This is a genomic window from Vibrio sp. R15-SG3-ISO1B, from assembly GCF_059833835.1.
Map to the genome: position 1 here is coordinate 19,292 of NZ_JCBDGG010000037.1, position 19,631 is coordinate 38,922.

16 protein-coding genes are annotated in these 19,631 nt (G+C 50.2%); 11 read left to right on the forward strand and 5 right to left on the reverse strand.

Annotated elements, in window-relative coordinates:
• Positions 1-344 precede the first annotated feature (344 nt).
• The 3 genes from trxB to cydC all read left to right on the forward strand — a co-directional run bounded on the left by trxB (position 345) and on the right by cydC (position 4,944).
• Complete coding sequence (gene trxB, locus AC6R0S_RS11095; RefSeq protein WP_500637926.1) at positions 345-1,313, forward strand: thioredoxin-disulfide reductase; 969 nt, start codon at positions 345-347, stop codon at positions 1,311-1,313.
• Between the two features lie 129 nt (positions 1,314-1,442).
• Positions 1,443-3,230, forward strand: coding sequence for a heme ABC transporter permease/ATP-binding protein CydD (cydD, locus tag AC6R0S_RS11100; protein WP_500637927.1), 1,788 nt, complete (start codon positions 1,443-1,445; stop codon positions 3,228-3,230).
• Positions 3,223-4,944, forward strand: a complete 1,722-nt coding sequence (cydC, locus tag AC6R0S_RS11105; RefSeq protein WP_500637928.1) for a heme ABC transporter ATP-binding protein/permease CydC — start codon at positions 3,223-3,225, stop codon at positions 4,942-4,944. The genes cydD and cydC overlap by 8 nt, the downstream gene beginning before the upstream one ends.
• 60 nt (positions 4,945-5,004) lie before the next feature.
• Here cydC and AC6R0S_RS11110 read toward each other — a convergent pair whose 3' ends face one another.
• From AC6R0S_RS11110 to rnm, 4 genes are all read right to left on the reverse strand, one after another.
• Positions 5,005-7,278 (reverse strand): bifunctional diguanylate cyclase/phosphodiesterase, encoded by a 2,274-nt coding sequence (locus AC6R0S_RS11110; protein ID WP_500630404.1) that lies wholly within the window; start codon positions 7,276-7,278, stop codon positions 5,005-5,007.
• A gap of 281 nt (positions 7,279-7,559) precedes the next feature.
• The gene (rluB, locus tag AC6R0S_RS11115) at positions 7,560-8,504 is read right to left on the reverse strand and encodes a 23S rRNA pseudouridine(2605) synthase RluB (RefSeq protein WP_500627567.1); all 945 of its coding nucleotides are present in this window, start codon (positions 8,502-8,504) and stop codon (positions 7,560-7,562) included.
• A 108-nt stretch (positions 8,505-8,612) separates the two neighbouring features.
• Complete coding sequence (locus tag AC6R0S_RS11120) at positions 8,613-9,233, reverse strand: L-threonylcarbamoyladenylate synthase (RefSeq protein ID WP_334552436.1); 621 nt, start codon at positions 9,231-9,233, stop codon at positions 8,613-8,615.
• 45 nt (positions 9,234-9,278) lie between these two features.
• Positions 9,279-10,142, reverse strand: coding sequence for an RNase RNM (gene rnm / locus AC6R0S_RS11125; protein WP_500637929.1), 864 nt, complete (start codon positions 10,140-10,142; stop codon positions 9,279-9,281).
• 126 nt (positions 10,143-10,268) lie between these two features.
• Between rnm and AC6R0S_RS11130 the strand changes: the two genes are divergently transcribed.
• From AC6R0S_RS11130 to AC6R0S_RS11165, 8 genes are all read left to right on the forward strand, one after another.
• Entirely contained in the window at positions 10,269-10,433 is a 165-nt protein-coding gene (locus AC6R0S_RS11130) for a hypothetical protein (protein WP_500628629.1), read from the forward strand.
• Between the two features lie 165 nt (positions 10,434-10,598).
• Entirely contained in the window at positions 10,599-12,161 is a 1,563-nt protein-coding gene (locus tag AC6R0S_RS11135) for an anthranilate synthase component 1 (protein WP_500637930.1), read from the forward strand.
• Between the two features lie 4 nt (positions 12,162-12,165).
• Positions 12,166-12,756: an aminodeoxychorismate/anthranilate synthase component II gene (locus tag AC6R0S_RS11140; protein ID WP_500627563.1), complete on the forward strand. Its 591-nt coding sequence runs from the start codon at positions 12,166-12,168 to the stop codon at positions 12,754-12,756.
• 16 nt (positions 12,757-12,772) lie between these two features.
• Complete coding sequence (gene trpD, locus AC6R0S_RS11145) at positions 12,773-13,771, forward strand: anthranilate phosphoribosyltransferase (RefSeq protein WP_500637931.1); 999 nt, start codon at positions 12,773-12,775, stop codon at positions 13,769-13,771.
• Between the two features lie 12 nt (positions 13,772-13,783).
• Positions 13,784-15,223, forward strand: coding sequence for a bifunctional indole-3-glycerol-phosphate synthase TrpC/phosphoribosylanthranilate isomerase TrpF (gene trpCF / locus AC6R0S_RS11150; RefSeq protein WP_500637932.1), 1,440 nt, complete (start codon positions 13,784-13,786; stop codon positions 15,221-15,223).
• A 40-nt stretch (positions 15,224-15,263) separates the two neighbouring features.
• Positions 15,264-16,454 (forward strand): tryptophan synthase subunit beta, encoded by a 1,191-nt coding sequence (gene trpB, locus AC6R0S_RS11155; protein WP_500637933.1) that lies wholly within the window; start codon positions 15,264-15,266, stop codon positions 16,452-16,454.
• A complete protein-coding gene (gene trpA / locus AC6R0S_RS11160; protein WP_500637934.1) occupies positions 16,454-17,260 on the forward strand; it encodes a tryptophan synthase subunit alpha in 807 nt (268 codons plus the stop codon). The genes trpB and trpA overlap by 1 nt, the downstream gene beginning before the upstream one ends.
• A 338-nt stretch (positions 17,261-17,598) precedes the next feature.
• Entirely contained in the window at positions 17,599-18,855 is a 1,257-nt protein-coding gene (locus AC6R0S_RS11165; RefSeq protein WP_500633786.1) for a dicarboxylate/amino acid:cation symporter, read from the forward strand.
• Positions 18,856-18,908: 53 nt separating this feature from the next.
• On the opposite strand, the gene AC6R0S_RS11170 is transcribed toward AC6R0S_RS11165, so the two are convergent.
• Complete coding sequence (locus tag AC6R0S_RS11170; RefSeq protein ID WP_500637942.1) at positions 18,909-19,475, reverse strand: isochorismatase family protein; 567 nt, start codon at positions 19,473-19,475, stop codon at positions 18,909-18,911.
• Positions 19,476-19,631: the final 156 nt, after the last annotated feature.

A 19,631-nucleotide genomic window follows, 5' to 3' on the forward strand; every position in this document is an offset into this window, starting at 1 on the left:
TTTTACATTTATTATTTGCGCACATATCCCGTTAAATCAACTTTATTTGGCATTTAAATCCAACAATATTAACAATACAAAATTTTTATCCAATTAATAATTAATAGTTAGTGAAGTAAACCATTTGATAACAAAGGAAGATGAGAAAACCAGCACGGTTCACTACTCAAATTGAAGAGGATGCTTGTAATCAAAGAGTTAGTGGCTGTTTTTGCGCCCACACTCCACCCTTGTTGATCTAATCTATAACCATTTATTCCAGTGACAGACCTTGTTAACGCCGTGCTTAGACCCATATAATCGAGAAGTTAAAAATCAATAAGCGTCACCGCGATGGAGCACAAATGAGCGACGTAAAACACTGTAAATTACTCATTCTCGGTTCTGGCCCTGCTGGCTACACGGCAGCGGTTTACGCCGCACGAGCCAACCTTAACCCAGTACTGGTTACCGGCATGCAGCAAGGGGGTCAGTTGACCACCACAACGGAAGTGGAAAACTGGCCTGGCGATCCTGAAGGTCTCACCGGACCCGGTTTAATGGAGCGAATGAAAGAGCACGCAGAACGCTTTGAGACCGAGATTGTATTTGATCACATCAATGAAGTGGATTTCAGTCAGCGCCCATTTACGCTCAAAGGCGACAGCCGTCACTACACCTGTGATGCTCTTATTATCTCTACTGGCGCGTCGGCAAAATACCTTGGTCTGGAGTCAGAAGAAGCGTTTAAAGGGCGCGGTGTTTCCGCCTGTGCGACCTGTGACGGTTTCTTCTATCGTAACCAGAAAGTCGCGGTCGTGGGCGGTGGTAACACCGCGGTTGAAGAAGCGCTGTACCTATCCAACATCGCCTCTGAAGTGCATTTGATTCACCGCCGCGATACGTTCCGAGCGGAAAAGATCCTCATCAAACGCTTGATGGATAAAGTGGCAAGCGGCCATATTGTTCTGCACACCGACCGTACTCTTGAAGAAGTCGTTGGTGATGACATGGGCGTAACAGGCGTACGCATCAAGGACACCCAATCCGATGCGGTTGAGCAAATCGACGTAATGGGGGCATTTATCGCCATCGGTCACCAACCCAATACCGCCATTTTCGCTGATCAGCTTGAAATGAAAGATGGCTACATCGTGGTGAAATCGGGTCTAGACGGGAACGCAACCCAAACTAGCATCCCTGGCATTTTTGCAGCAGGTGATGTGATGGATCACAATTACCGTCAAGCTATCACCTCTGCGGGAACGGGCTGTATGGCAGCGTTAGATGCAGAGCGCTACCTGGATGGACTCGCGGATACGCAATCAGCCTAACGGCCAATCGCTTGTGGCGCTTTTTGGCGCTTATCTCAAATCCCTAAAACCTCGCGGTATTCCCGCGAGGTTTTCTTTTGTATAATGCGCGGCTTAAATCAAAATAATAATTCTCATTAAGCCTTTACCATGGATAAAAAGAAACAGCGTAGCTTGAATCAATGGCTAAAGCAGCAAAGTCGCCAAGCCAAGCGCTGGTTGATGATTGCCGTTGGCCTTGGTGTGCTCTCAAGCGTATTTTTGCTGATTGGTGCATCACTCCTCGCTCACATATTGCATGCTCTTATTATCGAACACGTCGATAAAACTGAACTTCTACCCCATTTTGCCTGTCTCGCCGCCACTGTCGTTGTGCGTGCGCTGTGCGCTTGGGGACGAGAGATCGCCGGCTTTCGCTGCGGCGAACAGATTCGCGTTTGTATTCGTCAATTGATTCTCGACAAGCTCGACGAACTCGGCCCAGCGTATATCAAAGGAAAGCCTGCCGGGGCGTGGGCAACGCTATTACTGGAACAAGTCGAAGATATGCACGACTTTTTCGCTCGCTACCTACCGCAAATGGCCCTTTCCGTGTTGATACCGCTTGTTATCTTAGTAGTGGTCTTCCCTGTCAACTGGGCAGCCGGGCTGATATTTCTGATCACCGCCCCCCTTGTGCCTCTGTTTATGGCCTTAGTGGGCATCAAAGCGGCGGATGCCAGTCGCAAAAACTTCAAGGCACTGCAACGTCTGTCTGGACATTTTTATGACCGCTTACAATCGATGACCACCATTCGACTGTTTGATCGCACGCGCGCAGAAACCGACACGCTGCGCGGCGCATCTGAAGTGTTTCGTACCCGCACGATGGACGTGTTGAAAATTGCGTTTCTATCATCGGCTGTATTGGAGTTTTTCACCTCTATCTCTATCGCCCTCACTGCGGTGTATTTCGGCTTCGCGTTTATTGGTGAGCTCAATTTCGGTGACTACGGCGCGGGCGTCACCCTATTTTCTGGCCTATTTGTGTTAATTCTCGCTCCGGAGTTTTACCAACCGCTGCGTGACCTAGGGACCTTTTATCATGGCAAACAGCAAGCCGTTGGCGCTGCAGAAAGCATCGTGGCATTTCTTAATACCGATGTCACTTCGGTAAAATCAGGCGATCGCAAGTTGACTGAACCGGCCATGATAACCATTAAGGCCACTGAGTTAAGCGTCTATTCTCCACAAGGTACGGCGCTACTCGGCCCTGTCAGTTTCGAACTAAAAGCAGGGGAAACCTGCGCACTCGTCGGCCCGAGCGGTGCGGGGAAAACGAGCCTGATTAACGCCCTACTCGGCTTCCTTCCTTACCAAGGCAGTTTAACCATTAATGGCGTTGAGCGCAGTGAGTTGGATTTGGCGCACTGGCGCGAGCAGATCAGTTGGGTAGGACAAAACCCACTGCTGCTGCACGGCAGCATTTATGACAATCTCACGCTTGGGGTCAACAAGCCGAGCCAACAAGCACTGGATGGCGCGCTTGATGAATCTTTCAGCCGCGAATTTGTCGAGCATCACGGGTTAGAGTATGTCGTGACAGACCGAAGCGGTGGCTTGTCCGTCGGTCAAGCGCAGCGCTTGGCCCTCGCGCGAGCTATGATTCAAGACGGTGCATTTTGGCTCCTCGATGAGCCAACCGCCAGCTTAGATGCGCGTAGCGAGCGTCTTGTTATGCAAGGTCTGGATGCAAAAATCAAAGACAAAACCTGTTTGATGGTCACTCACCAACTCACGCCCTTAAAGAATGTGGATCAGATTTTAGTGATGGACAAAGGTCAGTTGATTCAATGTGGGGACTTCGCCAGCTTAGCCCATCAACCAGGACGCTTTGCGCAGATGTTGGACGCCAGTATGTCTATGACAAACACCGATAAGGGGAATCTGGATGCGTGAATTAGCCCCCTACCTCAAATTGTATAAAAAGCATTGGTTTGGCTTGTCGCTCGGTATGCTACTGGCACTGCTTACCCTGTTTGCCTCCATCGGCCTATTAACACTGTCCGGTTGGTTTTTGTCTGCCGCCGCCGTGGCCGGATTGACTATTGCGCGGGAAACCTTCAACTACATGTTACCCGGGGCGTTTGTGCGTGGATTTGCCATGGGACGCACCGCAGGACGCTGGGGTGAGCGCGTGGTCAGCCACAACGCCACCTTTAAGCTGCTCACCGATCTGCGTATTTTCTTCTTCAGCAAACTCGCACCGCTCATTCCGGGCCGAGTGTCAAACTTGCGCGATGCCGATCTGCTCAACCGCCTAGTGTCTGATATTGATGCGATGGATCACGTTTACCTACGTTTGGTTAGCCCAATGATCGTTGGTACCCTCGGTATCCTTGGTCTCACTGCGCTGGTCGCTTGGTTTGATCAGCAGTTAGGCTTAACGCTAGGCGCAATTCTATTGGTGGTCTTGTTCACCTGGCCTGTTTTGTTCTATAAGTTAGGCAAACGCAATGGCCGCGAGTTGACACAACATAAAGCGGATCTTCGCATTACTACGCTCGACTGGCTGCAAGGCTACAGCGAACTGACGTTATTTGGCGCCAATCGGCGCTACCGAGACGCGATCCTCAACGCCCAATACAAACTGCTTGCCAATCAGCGCCTCAACGCTCATGTTTCCGGGTTAGCGCAAGCGCTGTTACTGCTGGTCAATGGCTGGACGTTAGTCTTAATGCTGTGGTTGGCGGCCGATGGCGTGGGCGGCTTGTCACCGGATCCTAAAATTGCGTTGGTGGTCTTTGCCACCATGGCCAGCGTTGAGCTCCTAATGCCGATTGCGGCGGCTTTCCAGCATTTAGGCCAAACGCTCACTTCCGCAAGACGTCTCAATGACATTATTTTGTCTACGCCGGATGTGGTCTTTCCTGACCAAGATGTGGCACATGAAAACGAATTTTCCATCGAGTATGAGCAGGTCTCCTTCTCTTATCCTGATAGCCATCAAACGGTGCTTAAAGACGTTACCCTTGCCATACCTTCTCAACATCGTGTCGCTATTGTCGGCCAAACCGGCAGTGGTAAATCGACCTTGATTCAGTTACTCAACCGCTACTGGGATGTCAATCAAGGTGAGATACGCCTCGCTGGGCGCCCAATAGCGGCGTGGAGTGAATCACAGCTGCGAGCTGCTATTAGTGTGGTGAGCCAACGGGTCGACATACTGAACGGCTCTCTGCGTGATAACTTATTGATGGCTAAGCCAGAGGCCGATGATGCCGAGCTCAGCGCGACACTGGATAAAGTTGGCCTTGCTGCACTGCTCGACATTCAAGGATTAGATATTTGGCTTGGGGACGGCGGAAGACAACTCTCCGGCGGCGAAAAGCGTCGCATCGGAATTGCCCGCGCGCTGCTGCATGATGCGCCGATTCTGCTGCTTGATGAACCAACGGAAGGGCTAGACAAACAAACTGAACAACAGATCATGACGTTGTTTGAGCAGCACTTTGTCGGCAAAACCGTCCTGTTTATCACCCACAGACTGGTTCATTTGGATAAGATGGACGCCATTTGTCTGGTCGAGCAAGGTCAAGTGGTCGAATATGGCAGCCACGCCTCATTGCTCGAACAACAAGGTCGTTATTATCAGTTGACTCAAACGCTCTAAACCATCAGTCACAACGGCAGCACAAGCTGCCGTTGTGTTTTAGATGTGCTGCGAAGTAGCTTATCGGTTGTCGAGGATAAAGCGGCGAAGTGCCTCTAATTTCATCGGGCGGGCAAAGTGATACCCTTGGAAGACATCACAACCGAGACGCCTCAACACCCCCGCTTCCTCTTCTGATTCAATCCCTTCAGCGACCGTTTCCATCCCCAATTTTTGCACCATGCCTAACACGCCAGCCAGCATAGAATAAGAGGACTCGCTCACCAACATATCTGAGACAAAACTCTTATCGATTTTGACTTCGTCAATGGGGAAGTGTTTAAGAACACTCAGCGAAGAGTAACCGGTACCAAAATCATCCAATGAGACACGAATCTGCTCGGCTTTTAGGGCATTGAGCAAGGCACAAATGCGCTCAAAATCGTCGGCTAAGACGCTCTCCGTGATCTCAACAATCAACCGGTGTTTGTTAAAGCGTCGCTCCTCAATCGCCTGTTCCAACATTGGAATAAATTGCATGCTTTGAAACTGCTTAACGGAAACATTGATCGCGACATCAAGCTCCACCTGCAAAGCCTCAAACAGCTCAGAGAGCTCGGCTAACGTGCGGCGCACGATAAACTCACCGAGCTCGTTCATATAGCCACAGTTTTCAGCCACAGGGATGAATTTATCCGGTGGCACAAAACCCAGTTCAGGGTGCTCCCAACGCACTAACGCCTCGACCCCTTTAAGCGTTTTACTTGAGGTAAATTGCGGCTGATACATCATATAAATCTCATCGCGCTCAATCGCTCGTTTGAGTTCGAGTTCGATTTTACTCTTATCCAGGTGCTCTGTGAGAAAGCGCGGCTGGTAAAACACAATCCCGTTGCGTGTCTGTTTAGCGTGTGACATCGCCAGTTCAGCGTTGCGCTTGACCGCTTCTGCATCGACATCGTCTTGACCGGATGAGGCGACGCTGATGCTGCAACTTAACACAATCTCGTAGTCACGATAGAGGAACGCCTGGGTAAAACAGCTTCGGCAAAGATCAATGGTGGCATCGAGCGCTTCTCTGTCTAACGTATGCGCCACTACAACAAATTCGTCACTACCAGAGCGAAACACCGCGTGCTTTTCACCGACACTGGCCACTAAACGATTGGCGATGTTTTTCAGCACCGCATCCCCTGCCGGGTTACCAAAGTTGTCATTGACCAATTTAAAACTGTCGACATTGATACACAGCAGGCTGTAGCGAGCGTGCTTATCCAACCCCGATAAATAACGCTCGAGACTGTACCGATTGGCAATACCGGTTAAATAGTCATGGTTCGCTTGGTGAGCAAGCTCTTGTTGCTTGCGCTGTTCACTGAGCGCGATATTACGAAATAGGAAAAACATCACACTCACTGCCACCATATAGAGAGCGATAAGATTAGGCAATTTCTCAACAAATCGCGCCATTATTACGCTCTTTTTCACTTCAGTAGTTATCCAAAGATCGTATTTGTTGATATAAGTGCTGGCAGCGTATGATTGCCTTGATGGAGCGGTCAATTCGTTAATATGAACGTTGTTGCTTTGTTTTATCTCTTCAAAAGTCATCCCCGTCATAACTTCTAAACGTTGTATGCTGCGATCCATCTCCTCTTGTGGTACTTGATATAGATACACTTGCGGATCGTAAATGCGCTCCATTGGCGCAATCTGGAAGTAACGATCATTTTCACGAAATAAGAAGGTATCAAAGCTGTGGCTTTCCATCTCAGTTTTATTGGTCAAGAAGTACTCAAAACCACCTTTAAGTGAGATAGAGATGGACAAGACAAACTTAGGCACACCTTTTTCGTCACGAATGGCTTTGCGAAAAGGGATAATAAGCTCGCTAATGTCTTTATGAAAATAGGTACGCCCGATCACCGCTTCGTCACTTGCAAGGGTTTTCTCGAAGGTCAATTTGGTTTCAGGATTATCGCGCAGATAGTTGGTGTGCCCATCCACCATCCGCGGCGAACTCGTCAGCGGATAGCCCTCTACATCAAACAGCGCCAGCGCTAAAATGGTTTTTTCAATCCTGGTGGTATCATAGAGCACAGCATTGATATGGTCGAGATCGTGCTCAAAATCCAATCGTGATAATTCACTGCCGACAATATCTATGATGGTTTGGTACTGGGTGAGGGATGACTTGAATGCGTGCGCGGTCAAACGAGTGAGATTAACTTGCGATTGAGTAATATCTTCATAGGAGTCTTGGTACGACATATAGGCAGCGATCGCGCTTATCACTGACCATAGAGCCAGAATAAAATAAAACGCTAACCAAATATTTTTTTTAATCAATGCCATACGTCTAAGATCCCTGACAAGCCGCGGCTCTATTTCCGTTCTGTTTAAGGATAGTGTAAAGCGTCATAGCTCACCGACCTAAAATAGATCGAACACACTATACGATTCTTTGTCTCTCTTCACCCATCACAATTGAGATAAGTATCAGTTTTCACTCTAAAGTTAAGGTTAGTCATAAATTGATGAAAAAAAAGCAGCCTAACTCGGCTGCTTTCACAAATTGAACAATGGCATCAATCAATAGATGTATCAGTGATACCTACACATTAACACCTGTGGTATCAACGCTGACGGGTATTTTTACGAGGTGACTGCTCGGTTGCGCCTTTGCGTGGCTTACGGCGTGCAGGGTTGTTGCTACGACCACCGCCACTGTTGACGCGCTCTTCATGACGTTTCACGGCACGACGAATCTTCTGGCTGCGTGAGCGCTCACGTTTACGTGAGGTGTTGGCTTTGTTCTCATCCAACATGGTTTCTTTTTCAGGACGAAGCTCCACCAATTCACGCAGGTAGTTCACTTCTTTGAGATCCAGTTCCATCCAACCGCCACGAGGCAGTTTTTTGTCGAGGAAGATATCACCATAGCGCACACGTTTCAGGCGGCTAACGGTACAGTCCTGAGACTCCCACAAACGACGAACTTCGCGGTTTCGACCTTCGTTGATCACCACATAGAAGGTGTGGTTCATACCTTCACCACCCGCGTAAACCACATCCTCAAAACGGGCTAAACCGTCTTCGAGTTGAACACCACGAACCAAGTTTTTCACTTTGTCTTCGTTCACTTCACCGAAGACTCGTACAAGGTACTCACGTTCCACTTGACGGCTTGGGTGCATCAGACGGTTGGCGAGCTCACCATCGGTGGTAAACAACAGCAGACCCGAGGTGTTGGCATCCAGACGCCCTACTGAGATCCAACGAGAACCACGGATCTTAGGCAAACGGTCAAATACAGTGCGACGACCTTCAGGGTCATGACGAGTACACAATTCGCCTTCCGGCTTGTAGTACGCTAGTACGCGACAAATCACTTCTTCTTGCGCTTTAGCGTTGACAGTGTGGCCGTCGATACGAACGATGGCGTTCTCATCTTCTAGTCGCTCACCAAGTTTAGCGACAACGCCATTGACGCTCACGCGGCCAGCTTTGATTAAAGCTTCTAACTCGCGTCGCGATCCGTGACCAGCTCGTGCTAAAACTTTCTGTAATTTTTCGTTCATTGATTTACCTATGTGTCGTCTTCACAGACGTCGAAATAAAAAAGTGCGACCCAAAAATCGCGGCCGCGTATTATCTCAAAATCCTTGCCAAAGATCACGTTTTTTTGATCACTCAAACGGCTGCGGATCTCCTGCGCCAATGCGTGCGATGACTGGGTCACCATCACTAAAATCGACCACTGTGGTGGGCTGTTCGCCTAGGTATCCACCGTTGAGGATCACATCCACTGCATGCTCTAACTTATCACGAATGTCTTCCGGGTCTGACTCAGTGTGCTGGTTGCCCGGCAAGATAAGCGAGGTCGACATCAAAGGCTCGCCTAACGCTTCGAGTAAATCCAGAGCAATGCGATTATCAGGGACACGGATACCGATGGTTTTTCGCTTTGCGTTCATCAAACGGCGTGGGACTTCTTTCGTGCCTTTGAAGATAAAGGTGTACGGACCTGGCGTATTGTTTTTCAACAAGCGAAAGGCGGTGTTATCCACTCGAGCATAGAGTGACAACTCAGAGAGATCTCTACACAGTAGTGTAAAGTTGTGCTTCTCGTCCAAACGACGAATTTGACATATACGTTCAAGTGCCTGTTTGTTTTCAAGTTGGCAGCCAAGCGCATAACCAGAATCGGTAGGGTAAACCACAACCCCGCCGTTACGAATGATGGCGACCGCTTGGGTAATCAAGCGTGCTTGCGGGTTTTCTGGGTGAACATAAAAAAACTGGCTCATAATAATCCTCAATATCGAGCCTCACGACTCTATAACACATCATGTTTAGTCTAGGCCAGTAAGGTCATCAGTGAGCGATAAGCCCCACTCTTTCCATACTGGTTCGACGCCAGAAGGCAGCCATAGATTGCGCCCCAGTTCCATCCAAGGAGAAGGATAATGGAAGTCGCTGCCTTGGGAAGCTAATAGTTTGTATTGTATAGCATAATCGGCCAAATTGCGTCTTTCTTGTTGGCTTTGTTGTGGCTGAGCCACTTCCATCGCATCACCGTTGGCTTCCACAAATGCCGCCAACAAACGTTTTAGCCATTTGGCTGTTAAGTCATAGCGACCGGGGTGAGCGAGTACCGCTTGACCACCCGCGGCGTGAATGGCCTCTACCGCCTCAGACATTGAGCACCAACTGGGCGGCACGTAGCCGGGATTACCGCGTGTTAGATATTTTTTAAACACCTGTTGCATCGTCTTCGCGAAACCATTGTCCACTAACCACTTAGCAAAATGCGCGCGGGTGATGGGCGCGTCGCCCGCGATGGCACTCACCTCTTCAAATATGCCTTCGCGGGTCGCTTTTTCTAAACGCTGCGCAATGAGCTGCGCTCGACCGACACGGTGCTGCTGTTGCTGCTCAATCAACTGGGTTAGTGACGAGGCATCAGGATCAATATTCAACCCGACAATATGAATGTCTTTGTTTTGCCATACGGTAGAGATCTCGATTCCATTGATTAAGGTAATGGGCAGCGCTTGCTCTTTGATGTAGGCGCGGGCAGGTGCGAGCGCTTCAACCGTATCGTGGTCAGTGATCGCCAATACGTCAATGTTAAAGCCTAGCGCTCGGTCGATCAGTTCAGTGACGCTGAGTCGACCGTCTGAGGCAGTGGTATGGCTGTGTAAATCAATTCTCATATTTTCATTTTTTTGGTTGACTTTTTATCTTTGCACTAGTTAACTAGTACACAAATTCAGAGTCGTTGAGTTAGCTCGCTAACCGGCAAAACGTTAAGGCGCACTATTTTTTAGTCAAGGCACACTATGTTACAAGAAATTAACCTAAATCAGAATGTGAAAGTGATCGCTACCGATGCGATTCGCGTTCTGGTGGATACGATTTTTTGTTTGCCAACCACGTTTGCAACGCACGTTATGGTGTGGTGGCGCACTTGGCTACAGGCTAAGTGGGCAGTTGCACGTAAGTAATCGATTCTTCATCGTGTCATAGCCCGCTCCAATGCGGGCTTTTTGTTGTTTACAATTCTGGTTTAAGTGTTTAAAGAGTAGGCATTTTTCGCCAAATCTCGATTGGGTAAACCGATGCTTTATGCCACTATGGCACCAGGATATAAGAATGAATAAGGAGGTCTTGTGAACAAGGCCATTGAAATTAAAAAGCTAGGTCAACTTGATATCATTCAAGACAGTGCGCCGTATGCCAAAGACCCGACGCAGCTTTTCCACACCTTGTGTGAGAACAAAACAGATAGCCTGCTGCTTGAATCGGCAGAAATCGACTCGAAGCAAAACCTGAAAAGCTTGCTGATTGTTGATTCGGCAGTGCGGATCGTCTGTATGGGCCACAGTGTTACCTTCACTGCTCTCACAGCCAACGGCGAGCACCTACTTCACCATCTTCACCACAATATTCGTGACACGATTCAACACCAAGCGACCCCAACCACGCTGACGCTGCATTTTGAGGCGCCGTGCGACACACTCGATGAGGACTCTCGTCTGTGCGAAGCATCGTCGTTCGATGCGTTACGTTTGATTCAACATAGCTTCGATCTCAAAGCGCACGATCAGCACGCGCTGTTTCTTGGCGGTTTATTTGCCTATGACTTAGTCGCCAATTTTGAGCCGCTCGGTGATGCAACCCAAGCCAACCAATGTCCTGACTACGTCTTCTATGTGGCTGAAACTCTGTTGGTTGTCGACCACCAACGCGAAAGCTGCGAACTTCAAGCGACCCTATTTGCCAACGAGAGTGAAGCGCCGACGCTGCTCTCTCGTCTCGAGGCGATCAAAAGCCAGTGCCAAGCACTAAAACCTTTGCCTGAGGCAAAAAAATTGGCTCAAGTCGATGCCGTACCAAGCGTCAGCGATGATGATTTCTGCCAGACCGTTCGCGATCTCAAAGAGTACGTCGTTAAAGGTGATGTGTTTCAAGTGGTGCCGTCACGCCGATTTACCTTGCCCTGCCCTTCACCACTGGCGGCGTACAAAGCACTCAAAGAGAGCAACCCAAGCCCGTACATGTTCTACATGCAAGATGAACTCTTCACTTTGTTTGGCGCCTCACCTGAAAGTGCATTGAAATACGAAACCCACACCAACCAGGTCGAGATTTACCCTATTGCCGGCACCCGCCGTCGCGGTAAACGTGCAAACGGCGAGATTGATTTTGACCTCGATAGCCGAATTGAACTGGAGCTGCGTACAGACAAAAAAGAGAACGCCGAGCACATGATGTTGGTGGATCTGGCGCGCAACGATGTCGCTCGCATCAGTGCAGCGGGGACACGCCACGTCGCCGATCTCCTCAAAGTGGACCGTTACAGCCACGTGATGCACCTCGTGTCACGCGTGGTGGGCCAACTGCGCAGCGACCTTGATGCGCTGCATGCCTATCAAGCGTGCATGAACATGGGCACCCTCACTGGCGCGCCAAAAATTCGCGCTATGCAATTGATTCGCGATGTCGAAGGTGCCAGACGCGGCAGCTATGGCGGTGCCGTCGGCTACCTAACTGGCGAAGGGACGCTCGATACCTGTATCGTTATTCGCTCGGCCTATGTTGAGAATGGTATTGCGCAAGTCCAAGCGGGGGCTGGCGTGGTGTTTGATTCCGACCCACAAGCTGAAGCCGACGAAACCCGTGGCAAAGCACAGGCGGTAATTGCCGCTATTCAAGCGGCCCATAAGGAGTAATCTCATGGCGAACATCGTATTTATTGATAACTTCGACTCCTTTACCTACAACTTGGTCGACCAATTTCGCTCACTAGGTCACTCCGTCAAAATTTATCGCAACCACATTGCGGCCGAGGTGATTGAGCAAGCCGTTCATCAACTCGACAACCCAGTGGTGTTGCTGTCACCTGGCCCGGGGGCGCCGTCCGAAGCAGGCTCAATGCCAGAACTGATTACACGCCTAAAAGGCCAAGTACCGATGATCGGCATTTGCCTTGGCCACCAAGCGATTGTTGAAGCCTATGGTGGCGTGGTGGAAGGTGCGGGAGACATCGTTCATGGCAAGGTCTCCATGATGTCACATCAAAAGCACGCGACCTACGCAAACTTACCGTCACCGCTCGCCATCGCTCGTTACCACTCTTTAGTGGCCACCAAGGTGCCTGAGACGTTAACGGTCACGGCAGAAGTGGATGGCTTAGTGATGTCAGTGGTTCAAGAAGAGGATAAAGTGTGTGGATTCCAGTTCCACCCAGAGTCGATTATGACGACTTATGGCGCCACACTGCTCGCCAACGCGATTGACTGGGCACTTGAGAAACAACACGGATAAGAATTGGAGAAGCACAATGGAAGCCATCATCAACAAACTGTATGACCAAATCTCACTGACGCAAGCTGAAAGCCAACAGCTGTTCGATGTCATTATCCGTGGCGAACTGGATCCGATCTTAATGGCCGCAGCGCTAACGGCACTGAAAATCAAAGGGGAAACACCCGATGAGATTGCTGGTGCGGCCAAAGCTCTGTTGGCGAACGCCAATCCGTTCCCACGTCCAGATTACGATTTTGCCGACATTGTCGGCACCGGTGGCGACGGTCACGACACCATCAATATATCGACCACCGCAGCATTCGTCGCCGCCGCGTGTGGGCTAAAAGTGGCCAAACACGGCAACCGCAGCGTATCGAGCAAATCTGGCTCATCAGATTTACTCGACTCGTTTGGAATAAATCTCGCGATGAGCGCAGAAGAGACCCGTAAAGCGGTGGATGAACTTGGCGTCGCCTTTCTGTTCGCGCCGCAATATCACGGCGGCGTTCGTCATGCGATGCCGGTGCGCCAAACGATGAAAACTCGCACCATCTTTAACATTTTAGGCCCACTGATTAACCCTGCCCGCCCTAACATCGAATTGATGGGGGTATACAGTGAAGAACTGGTTCGTCCTATCGCTGAAACCATGTTACAAATGGGAATGAAGCGCGCGGCCGTGGTGCACGGTAGTGGCTTGGATGAAGTAGCCATTCATGGCCCGACAACGGTGGCTGAGATCAAAGAGGGGCAAATCATCGAATACACCCTCACTCCTTCGGATTTTGGCTTAGGTGAACACCCGCTAGAGGCGATCAAAGGTGGCTCACCACAAGAAAACCAAGCCATCATTACCGATATGCTCACCGGGAAAGGCACAGAGGCGCAACTCGGGGCGGTCGCGGCAAACGTTGCGTTGTTGATGCGCTTATTTGGCCACGACGATCTCAAAGCCAACACTCAACAAGCCATCGAGGCAATGAATTCCGGTAAAGCGTTTGAGCTTGTTCAACGTCTTGCCGCCCATGCTTAAGGAATAGAGACCATGACTGACGTCAACACACCTTCAACGGAGCAACTCTCCGAACACGTCTCACAGCAAGAAGCACAAATGGCGGAAGTGCTGGCTAAGATCGTACGTGATAAGTACCAATGGGTCGCAGAGCGCAAAGTCGCCGAGCCTCTGAGCACATTTCAGTCAGCACTCGAGCCTTCTGACCGTAGCTTTTATGGCGCGTTAAGCAGTGAACAAACGGTGTTCATTACCGAATGCAAAAAGGCCTCACCATCGAAAGGGCTGATCCGCGATGATTTCAATCTGGACTACATCGCCTCTGTCTACGACAAGCATGCCAATGCTATCTCGGTACTGACCGATGAGAAATACTTCCAAGGCAGCTTCGATTTTCTGCCTCAAGTGCGCCGCCAAGTGAGACAACCCGTGTTGTGTAAAGACTTTATGGTCGACAGCTACCAAGTCTACTTAGCTCGCCATTACAGCGCGGATGCGGTTCTGCTGATGCTCTCGGTACTTAATGATGAGCAATACAAAACCTTGGAGTCGGCGGCTCATAGCCTCAACATGGGCGTTTTGACCGAGGTGAGCAACGAAGAAGAGTTGCACCGCGCCGTTCACTTGGGCGCCCGTGTCATTGGCATCAATAACCGTAACTTGCGCGACCTGAGCACCGATCTTAGTCGCACGAAAGCACTGGCGCCGACGCTGCGCGAACTTGCGCCAGACGCCATTATCATCTCGGAATCAGGCATTTATACCCACCAGCAAGTCCGAGATCTAGCCCACTACGCCGATGGCTTTTTGATTGGCAGCTCCTTAATGGCTGAAGAAGATCTTGAGCTAGCGGTGCGCAAAGTCACCCTAGGTGAAAACAAGGTGTGTGGTCTCACTCACCCTGATGATGCCGCAAAAGCGTACCACGCTGGCGCCGTGTTTGGCGGGCTGATTTTTGTCGACGCGTCTCCACGTTATGTCGACCTTGAAACCGCGCGCTTAACCATGAGCGGCGCGCCTTTGCGCTATGTCGGCGTGTTTCAAAACCAGCCGCTTGATAGCGTCACTGAGCGCGTACAATCCCTCGGTTTGAATGCGGTGCAGCTACACGGCGATGAAGATGAGAACTACGTGCGCGAGCTGAAAGCCGCACTACCTGAAGGGGTTGAGATTTGGAAAGCGTACGGCATTAAAGATTCGCTCCCGACGCTTATCGCACAGGGAGTGGATCGTCATCTGTTGGACACCAAAGTGGGCAGCCAGACAGGCGGCACCGGTCTGGTGTTCAACTGGTCACTGATTGACAACCCTGAGCGCATCATGCTCGCCGGTGGAATCACCCCATTTAACGCCCAAAAAGCGGCCTCACAGGGCTGCCTCGGATTGGATCTCAATTCAGGGGTCGAAAGCGAGCCGGGTAAAAAAGATCAAGAGAAGCTGCAACAAGCGTTTGCAGCCATTAGACATTACTGATTGCGCGAGCAATCGCGACAACATAGATAGGAATTACATCATGGCAAAACTCGACGCCTACTTTGGTGAATATGGCGGTCAATATGTCCCTCAAATCCTAGTCCCTGCGCTTGAACAGCTTGAGCAAGCCTTTATTGATGCGCAGCAGGATGATGACTTTCGCAGCGAGTTCATGTCTCTGCTGCAAGAGTATGCAGGACGCCCAACCGCACTTACCTTGACGCGCAACCTCACCAAAGGTACCAAGACAAAGCTGTACCTGAAACGTGAAGATTTACTTCACGGCGGCGCGCATAAAACCAACCAAGTGTTGGGTCAAGCTCTGCTCGCCAAACGCATGGGTAAAAACGAGATCATCGCCGAAACAGGCGCGGGTCAACATGGGGTTGCCACTGCGTTAGCGTGCGCACTGCTTGGTCTTAAATGTCGCGTCTACATGGGGGCCAAAGATGTCGAACGTCAAAGCCCGAACGTGTTTCGCATGAAATTGATGGGCGCAGAGGTGATTCCCGTCCATTCTGGTTCATCGACCCTGAAAGATGCGTGTAATGAAGCGCTGCGTGACTGGTCGGGCTCTTACGAAACCGCGCATTACCTCTTGGGTACGGCGGCAGGCCCGCACCCCTTCCCGACCATTGTACGTGAATTCCAGCGCATTATTGGCGAAGAGACCAAGAACCAGATTCTTGCCCGCGAAGGGCGCTTGCCTGATGCCGTGATTGCCTGTGTAGGCGGCGGTTCAAACGCCATCGGCATGTTTGCAGATTTTATTGAAGAAGAGAGCGTTCGCCTCATCGGTGTGGAACCCGCAGGCAAAGGCATCGATACGGACCAACACGGCGCACCGCTCAAACACGGTAAAACCGGTATTTTCTTTGGCATGAAAGCACCTCTGATGCAAGACGAGCACGGACAAGTCGAAGAGTCCTACTCAGTATCGGCTGGCTTGGATTTCCCATCGGTTGGTCCTCAGCACGCGCACCTCAATGCGATTGGCCGAGCGGAGTACGACAACGTCACTGACGACGAAGCCCTTGAAGCTTTCCAAGAACTCGCTCGTAATGAAGGTATCATTCCTGCGCTCGAGTCCTCGCATGCCCTCGCTCATGCGCTGCGAATGGCGCGAGAAAATCCAGAAAAAGAACAGTTGTTGGTCGTCAACCTATCCGGTCGTGGGGATAAAGACATTTTCACTGTGCACGCCCTATTAGAAGAAAAAGGAGTGATCTAATGAGCCGTTATCAAAACATGTTTGCGCGACTCGCTGAACGTAACCAAGGCGCATTTGTCCCCTTCGTCACAGTCTGTGATCCAAACCCTGAGCAATCCCTGCGCATTATGCAGACCCTTGTCGAATCAGGTGCGGATGCACTAGAGCTTGGCTTTCCGTTTTCAGATCCGCTGGCCGATGGCCCGACCATTCAAGGGGCCAACATTCGTGCCCTTGATGCCGGTGCGACACCCGATATCTGTTTTGAGCAAATCGGCAAAATTCGCGCGCAATACCCTGAGCTACCGATCGGTCTGTTGATGTATGCCAACCTCGTCTACGCACGCGGTATTGAGCATTTTTACCAACGCTGTGCCCAAGTAGGCATTGATTCGATATTGATCGCCGACGTTCCCACCAATGAAAGTGCCGAGTTTGTCGCCGCCGCGGAGAAATTTGGTGTACACCCGATTTTCATCGCCCCGCCGACCGCCAGTGACGAAACGTTGAAGCAGGTGGCTAGTCTAGGTGGTGGTTATACCTATTTGCTCTCACGTGCCGGGGTCACCGGTGCAGAAACCAAAGCAAACATGCCCGTTGATCATATGCTGGATAAACTGCGCCAGTTCGATGCGCCACCGGCGTTACTCGGTTTCGGTATTTCGCAGCCTAGTCAGGTCAAACAAGCGCTCGATGCCGGTGCAGCAGGCGCGATCTCAGGGTCGGCCGTGGTAAAAATCATCGAAACAAACCGCGAAGATTGTGAAAAAATGTTAACGGAACTCGCCACTTTCACTCGCGAGATGAAAGCGGCCACACAGCGCTAACCCCTTTCCGTTTTACTTTCTATGAAGTCGGTTTCTCACTTTTGTGAGAAACCGAACATTTCATTAACAAAACAAACAACCCCTCCAATCAATCATTCCATCCCAAGTTATTCGCCAAGTCATTATATTTACCATTAAACCGAAACAAGCAAACGTTTGCTTTGTTGTGAAAACTTGTCGCTTATCAATAAATTTGTATTTTATTCCTCCGATCACTCCCTCCGACTATTGCCAATTGTAAAAATTACGTGTAAAAAACCTCACGATATTATTATCCAAAGATAAGTTTTCACTTAGAGGGTAATTCTAGGATTTTATAATTTATTAGCACAGAGGTTATGGAAGTGTTAAAAGAAAAGAGTTTGCTAAGCAACATCGGCGTGCAAGTCGTGATTGCAATGATCGTTGGTACTGCCGTTGGTGCCATGATGGGTGATGGTGCGACAGTATTTGCGCCTCTTGGTGCCATCTTTATCAACCTAATCAAGATGCTCGTGATCCCATTGGTCGCTGTGGCATTGATCTCAGGGGCTGCGGGTCTGGGCAACAGCTCAAATGCGGGTAAAGTGGGCATCACTACACTGGCCTACTTCGGCCTGACCTCTGCCGCTGCCGTTGCCCTCGCTTTGGTAATGGGTGAAGTCTTCAAACCGGGTCTAGGCATTGATGTCTCTGGTGTTGAAGGCATGTTCTCAGCTGAGTATGCTTCAAAGGGTGAACTTCCAACTTTCTGGGCAACCGTCACTGGTATGATCCCAACCAACGTTTTCCAATCACTCAATGATGCGAACATCCTTCAGATCCTTGTGTTCTGTCTGTTCTTTGGTATTGCGATTTCGAAGCAAGCGAAAGAACGCCGCGAACCTATCATCAACGGCGTAAACTGCATTGTTGACGCGATGGTTTGGATGATCAACAAAGTGATGATCATCGCTCCTATCGGTGTATTTGGCCTGATGGCTGAAGCAGTCGGTACGTTTGGATTTGGCGCACTCATGGTGGTATTCAAACTATTCGTTGTCTACGTTGCCGCGATTCTTATCTTCGGTTTCATTGCCTACCCGCTGATGGTTCACATCTTCACGAAGACATCTGCGAAGAAGTTCCTAGTTGCAATGAAGAAGCCACAAGCGGTAGCACTGTCGACTGCCTCTTCAATGGCGACACTACCCGTCACCATGGACACCGTGGAGCACGAGCTGGGTGTGAAAAACTCAACGGCATCATTCGTACTGCCGCTAGGTGCGACCATCAACATGTCTGGTAACGCCATTTACTACGGCTTGGTAGCCATCTTCTTCGCACAACTGTTCAATATTGACCTATCGATGGGTGCATACATTGCGATCATCGTCACGTCGACTTTGGGTGCAGTTGGCCAAGCGGGCGTACCGGGACCATCATTCCTTGTAGTTGCTGTCCTGCTTGCGGCGGGTATTCCAATCGAAGGTCTACCACTGCTGTTCGCTTTAGACCGTATTTTTGACATGATTCGTACTGCGCTTAACATCACAGGTGATGCAGCGTGTGCGGTTATCGTTGATGCGTTGGTTGAAGAAGAGAAACAGCAAGAGCTGCAAAAGCAAGAAGCTTAATCGCAAGCCACTCGCTATTCATTGTCCAACGGCCTCATTACGAGGCCGTTTTGTTATCTGGGAGATTGCCGGTTGGAGAGTGATTTCACCAGGTTTAATAGCGCTTTAAAGTCAGGGTCTCGGCAATCTTTCACCAGTTCATAGAGCGCCATTTCCACGCTAGTCAGCGCTATACCGCTTCGCGCTATCTTCTCTAACGCCAACTGCTTGTTGCTCATCGTTCGCGATGATGTTGCGTCCACCACAAGATGAGGCTCCCATCCCAATCGCTTAAGTCCCAGCACAGTTTGATAGACGCAAATGTGCGTCTCTATGCCACACACTAACCACTGGGTTCGAGCGCTTTGATTGAGAGCCTCCACCACCGCTGGCTCAGCATTGGCGTCAAATGTCCATTTTGCCAATGGTTGATGCGGGGTTAAGGCGGCTTGAAGCTCAGGCGTGGTCGTACCCAATTTATCTGGGTGTTGCTCGACCCAGACAATAGGCAGCGCTAGCGTTTTCGCCGCTTCCACTAACGCGAGACAATGCGCTATCAGCGAATCACTCTCTTGTACAAGACGCGCTAACTCACCTTGCACATCGATGATCAGCAACCCCGTGGTCGCCTTGTTCAACATCAGCGGTGGTTGGTTAGTCATGCCTGTTCCTTATTGGTTCGAGTCTCTCACATGGCAACACTGTGACCCATTTTGCTCATGATTGGAAACCTCTTTGATCACACTATTCACTACCCTCAACCTCTCACAAAAAATCCGCCACAAAAAAACCGCTCC

Bases quoted from the DNA above. Each gene is read 5' to 3' on its own strand.
- trxB (WP_500637926.1), top strand. From the start codon at position 345: ATGAGCGACGTAAAACACTGTAAATTACTCATTCTCGGTTCTGGCCCT.
- cydD (WP_500637927.1), top strand. From the start codon at position 1,443: ATGGATAAAAAGAAACAGCGTAGCTTGAATCAATGGCTAAAGCAGCAA.
- cydC (WP_500637928.1), top strand. From the start codon at position 3,223: ATGCGTGAATTAGCCCCCTACCTCAAATTGTATAAAAAGCATTGGTTT.
- AC6R0S_RS11110 (WP_500630404.1), bottom strand. From the start codon at position 7,278: ATGGCATTGATTAAAAAAAATATTTGGTTAGCGTTTTATTTTATTCTG.
- rluB (WP_500627567.1), bottom strand. From the start codon at position 8,504: ATGAACGAAAAATTACAGAAAGTTTTAGCACGAGCTGGTCACGGATCG.
- AC6R0S_RS11120 (WP_334552436.1), bottom strand. From the start codon at position 9,233: ATGAGCCAGTTTTTTTATGTTCACCCAGAAAACCCGCAAGCACGCTTG.
- rnm (WP_500637929.1), bottom strand. From the start codon at position 10,142: ATGAGAATTGATTTACACAGCCATACCACTGCCTCAGACGGTCGACTC.
- AC6R0S_RS11130 (WP_500628629.1), top strand. From the start codon at position 10,269: ATGTTACAAGAAATTAACCTAAATCAGAATGTGAAAGTGATCGCTACC.
- AC6R0S_RS11140 (WP_500627563.1), top strand. From the start codon at position 12,166: ATGGCGAACATCGTATTTATTGATAACTTCGACTCCTTTACCTACAAC.
- trpD (WP_500637931.1), top strand. From the start codon at position 12,773: ATGGAAGCCATCATCAACAAACTGTATGACCAAATCTCACTGACGCAA.
- trpCF (WP_500637932.1), top strand. From the start codon at position 13,784: ATGACTGACGTCAACACACCTTCAACGGAGCAACTCTCCGAACACGTC.
- trpB (WP_500637933.1), top strand. From the start codon at position 15,264: ATGGCAAAACTCGACGCCTACTTTGGTGAATATGGCGGTCAATATGTC.
- trpA (WP_500637934.1), top strand. From the start codon at position 16,454: ATGAGCCGTTATCAAAACATGTTTGCGCGACTCGCTGAACGTAACCAA.
- AC6R0S_RS11165 (WP_500633786.1), top strand. From the start codon at position 17,599: ATGGAAGTGTTAAAAGAAAAGAGTTTGCTAAGCAACATCGGCGTGCAA.
- AC6R0S_RS11170 (WP_500637942.1), bottom strand. From the start codon at position 19,475: ATGTTGAACAAGGCGACCACGGGGTTGCTGATCATCGATGTGCAAGGT.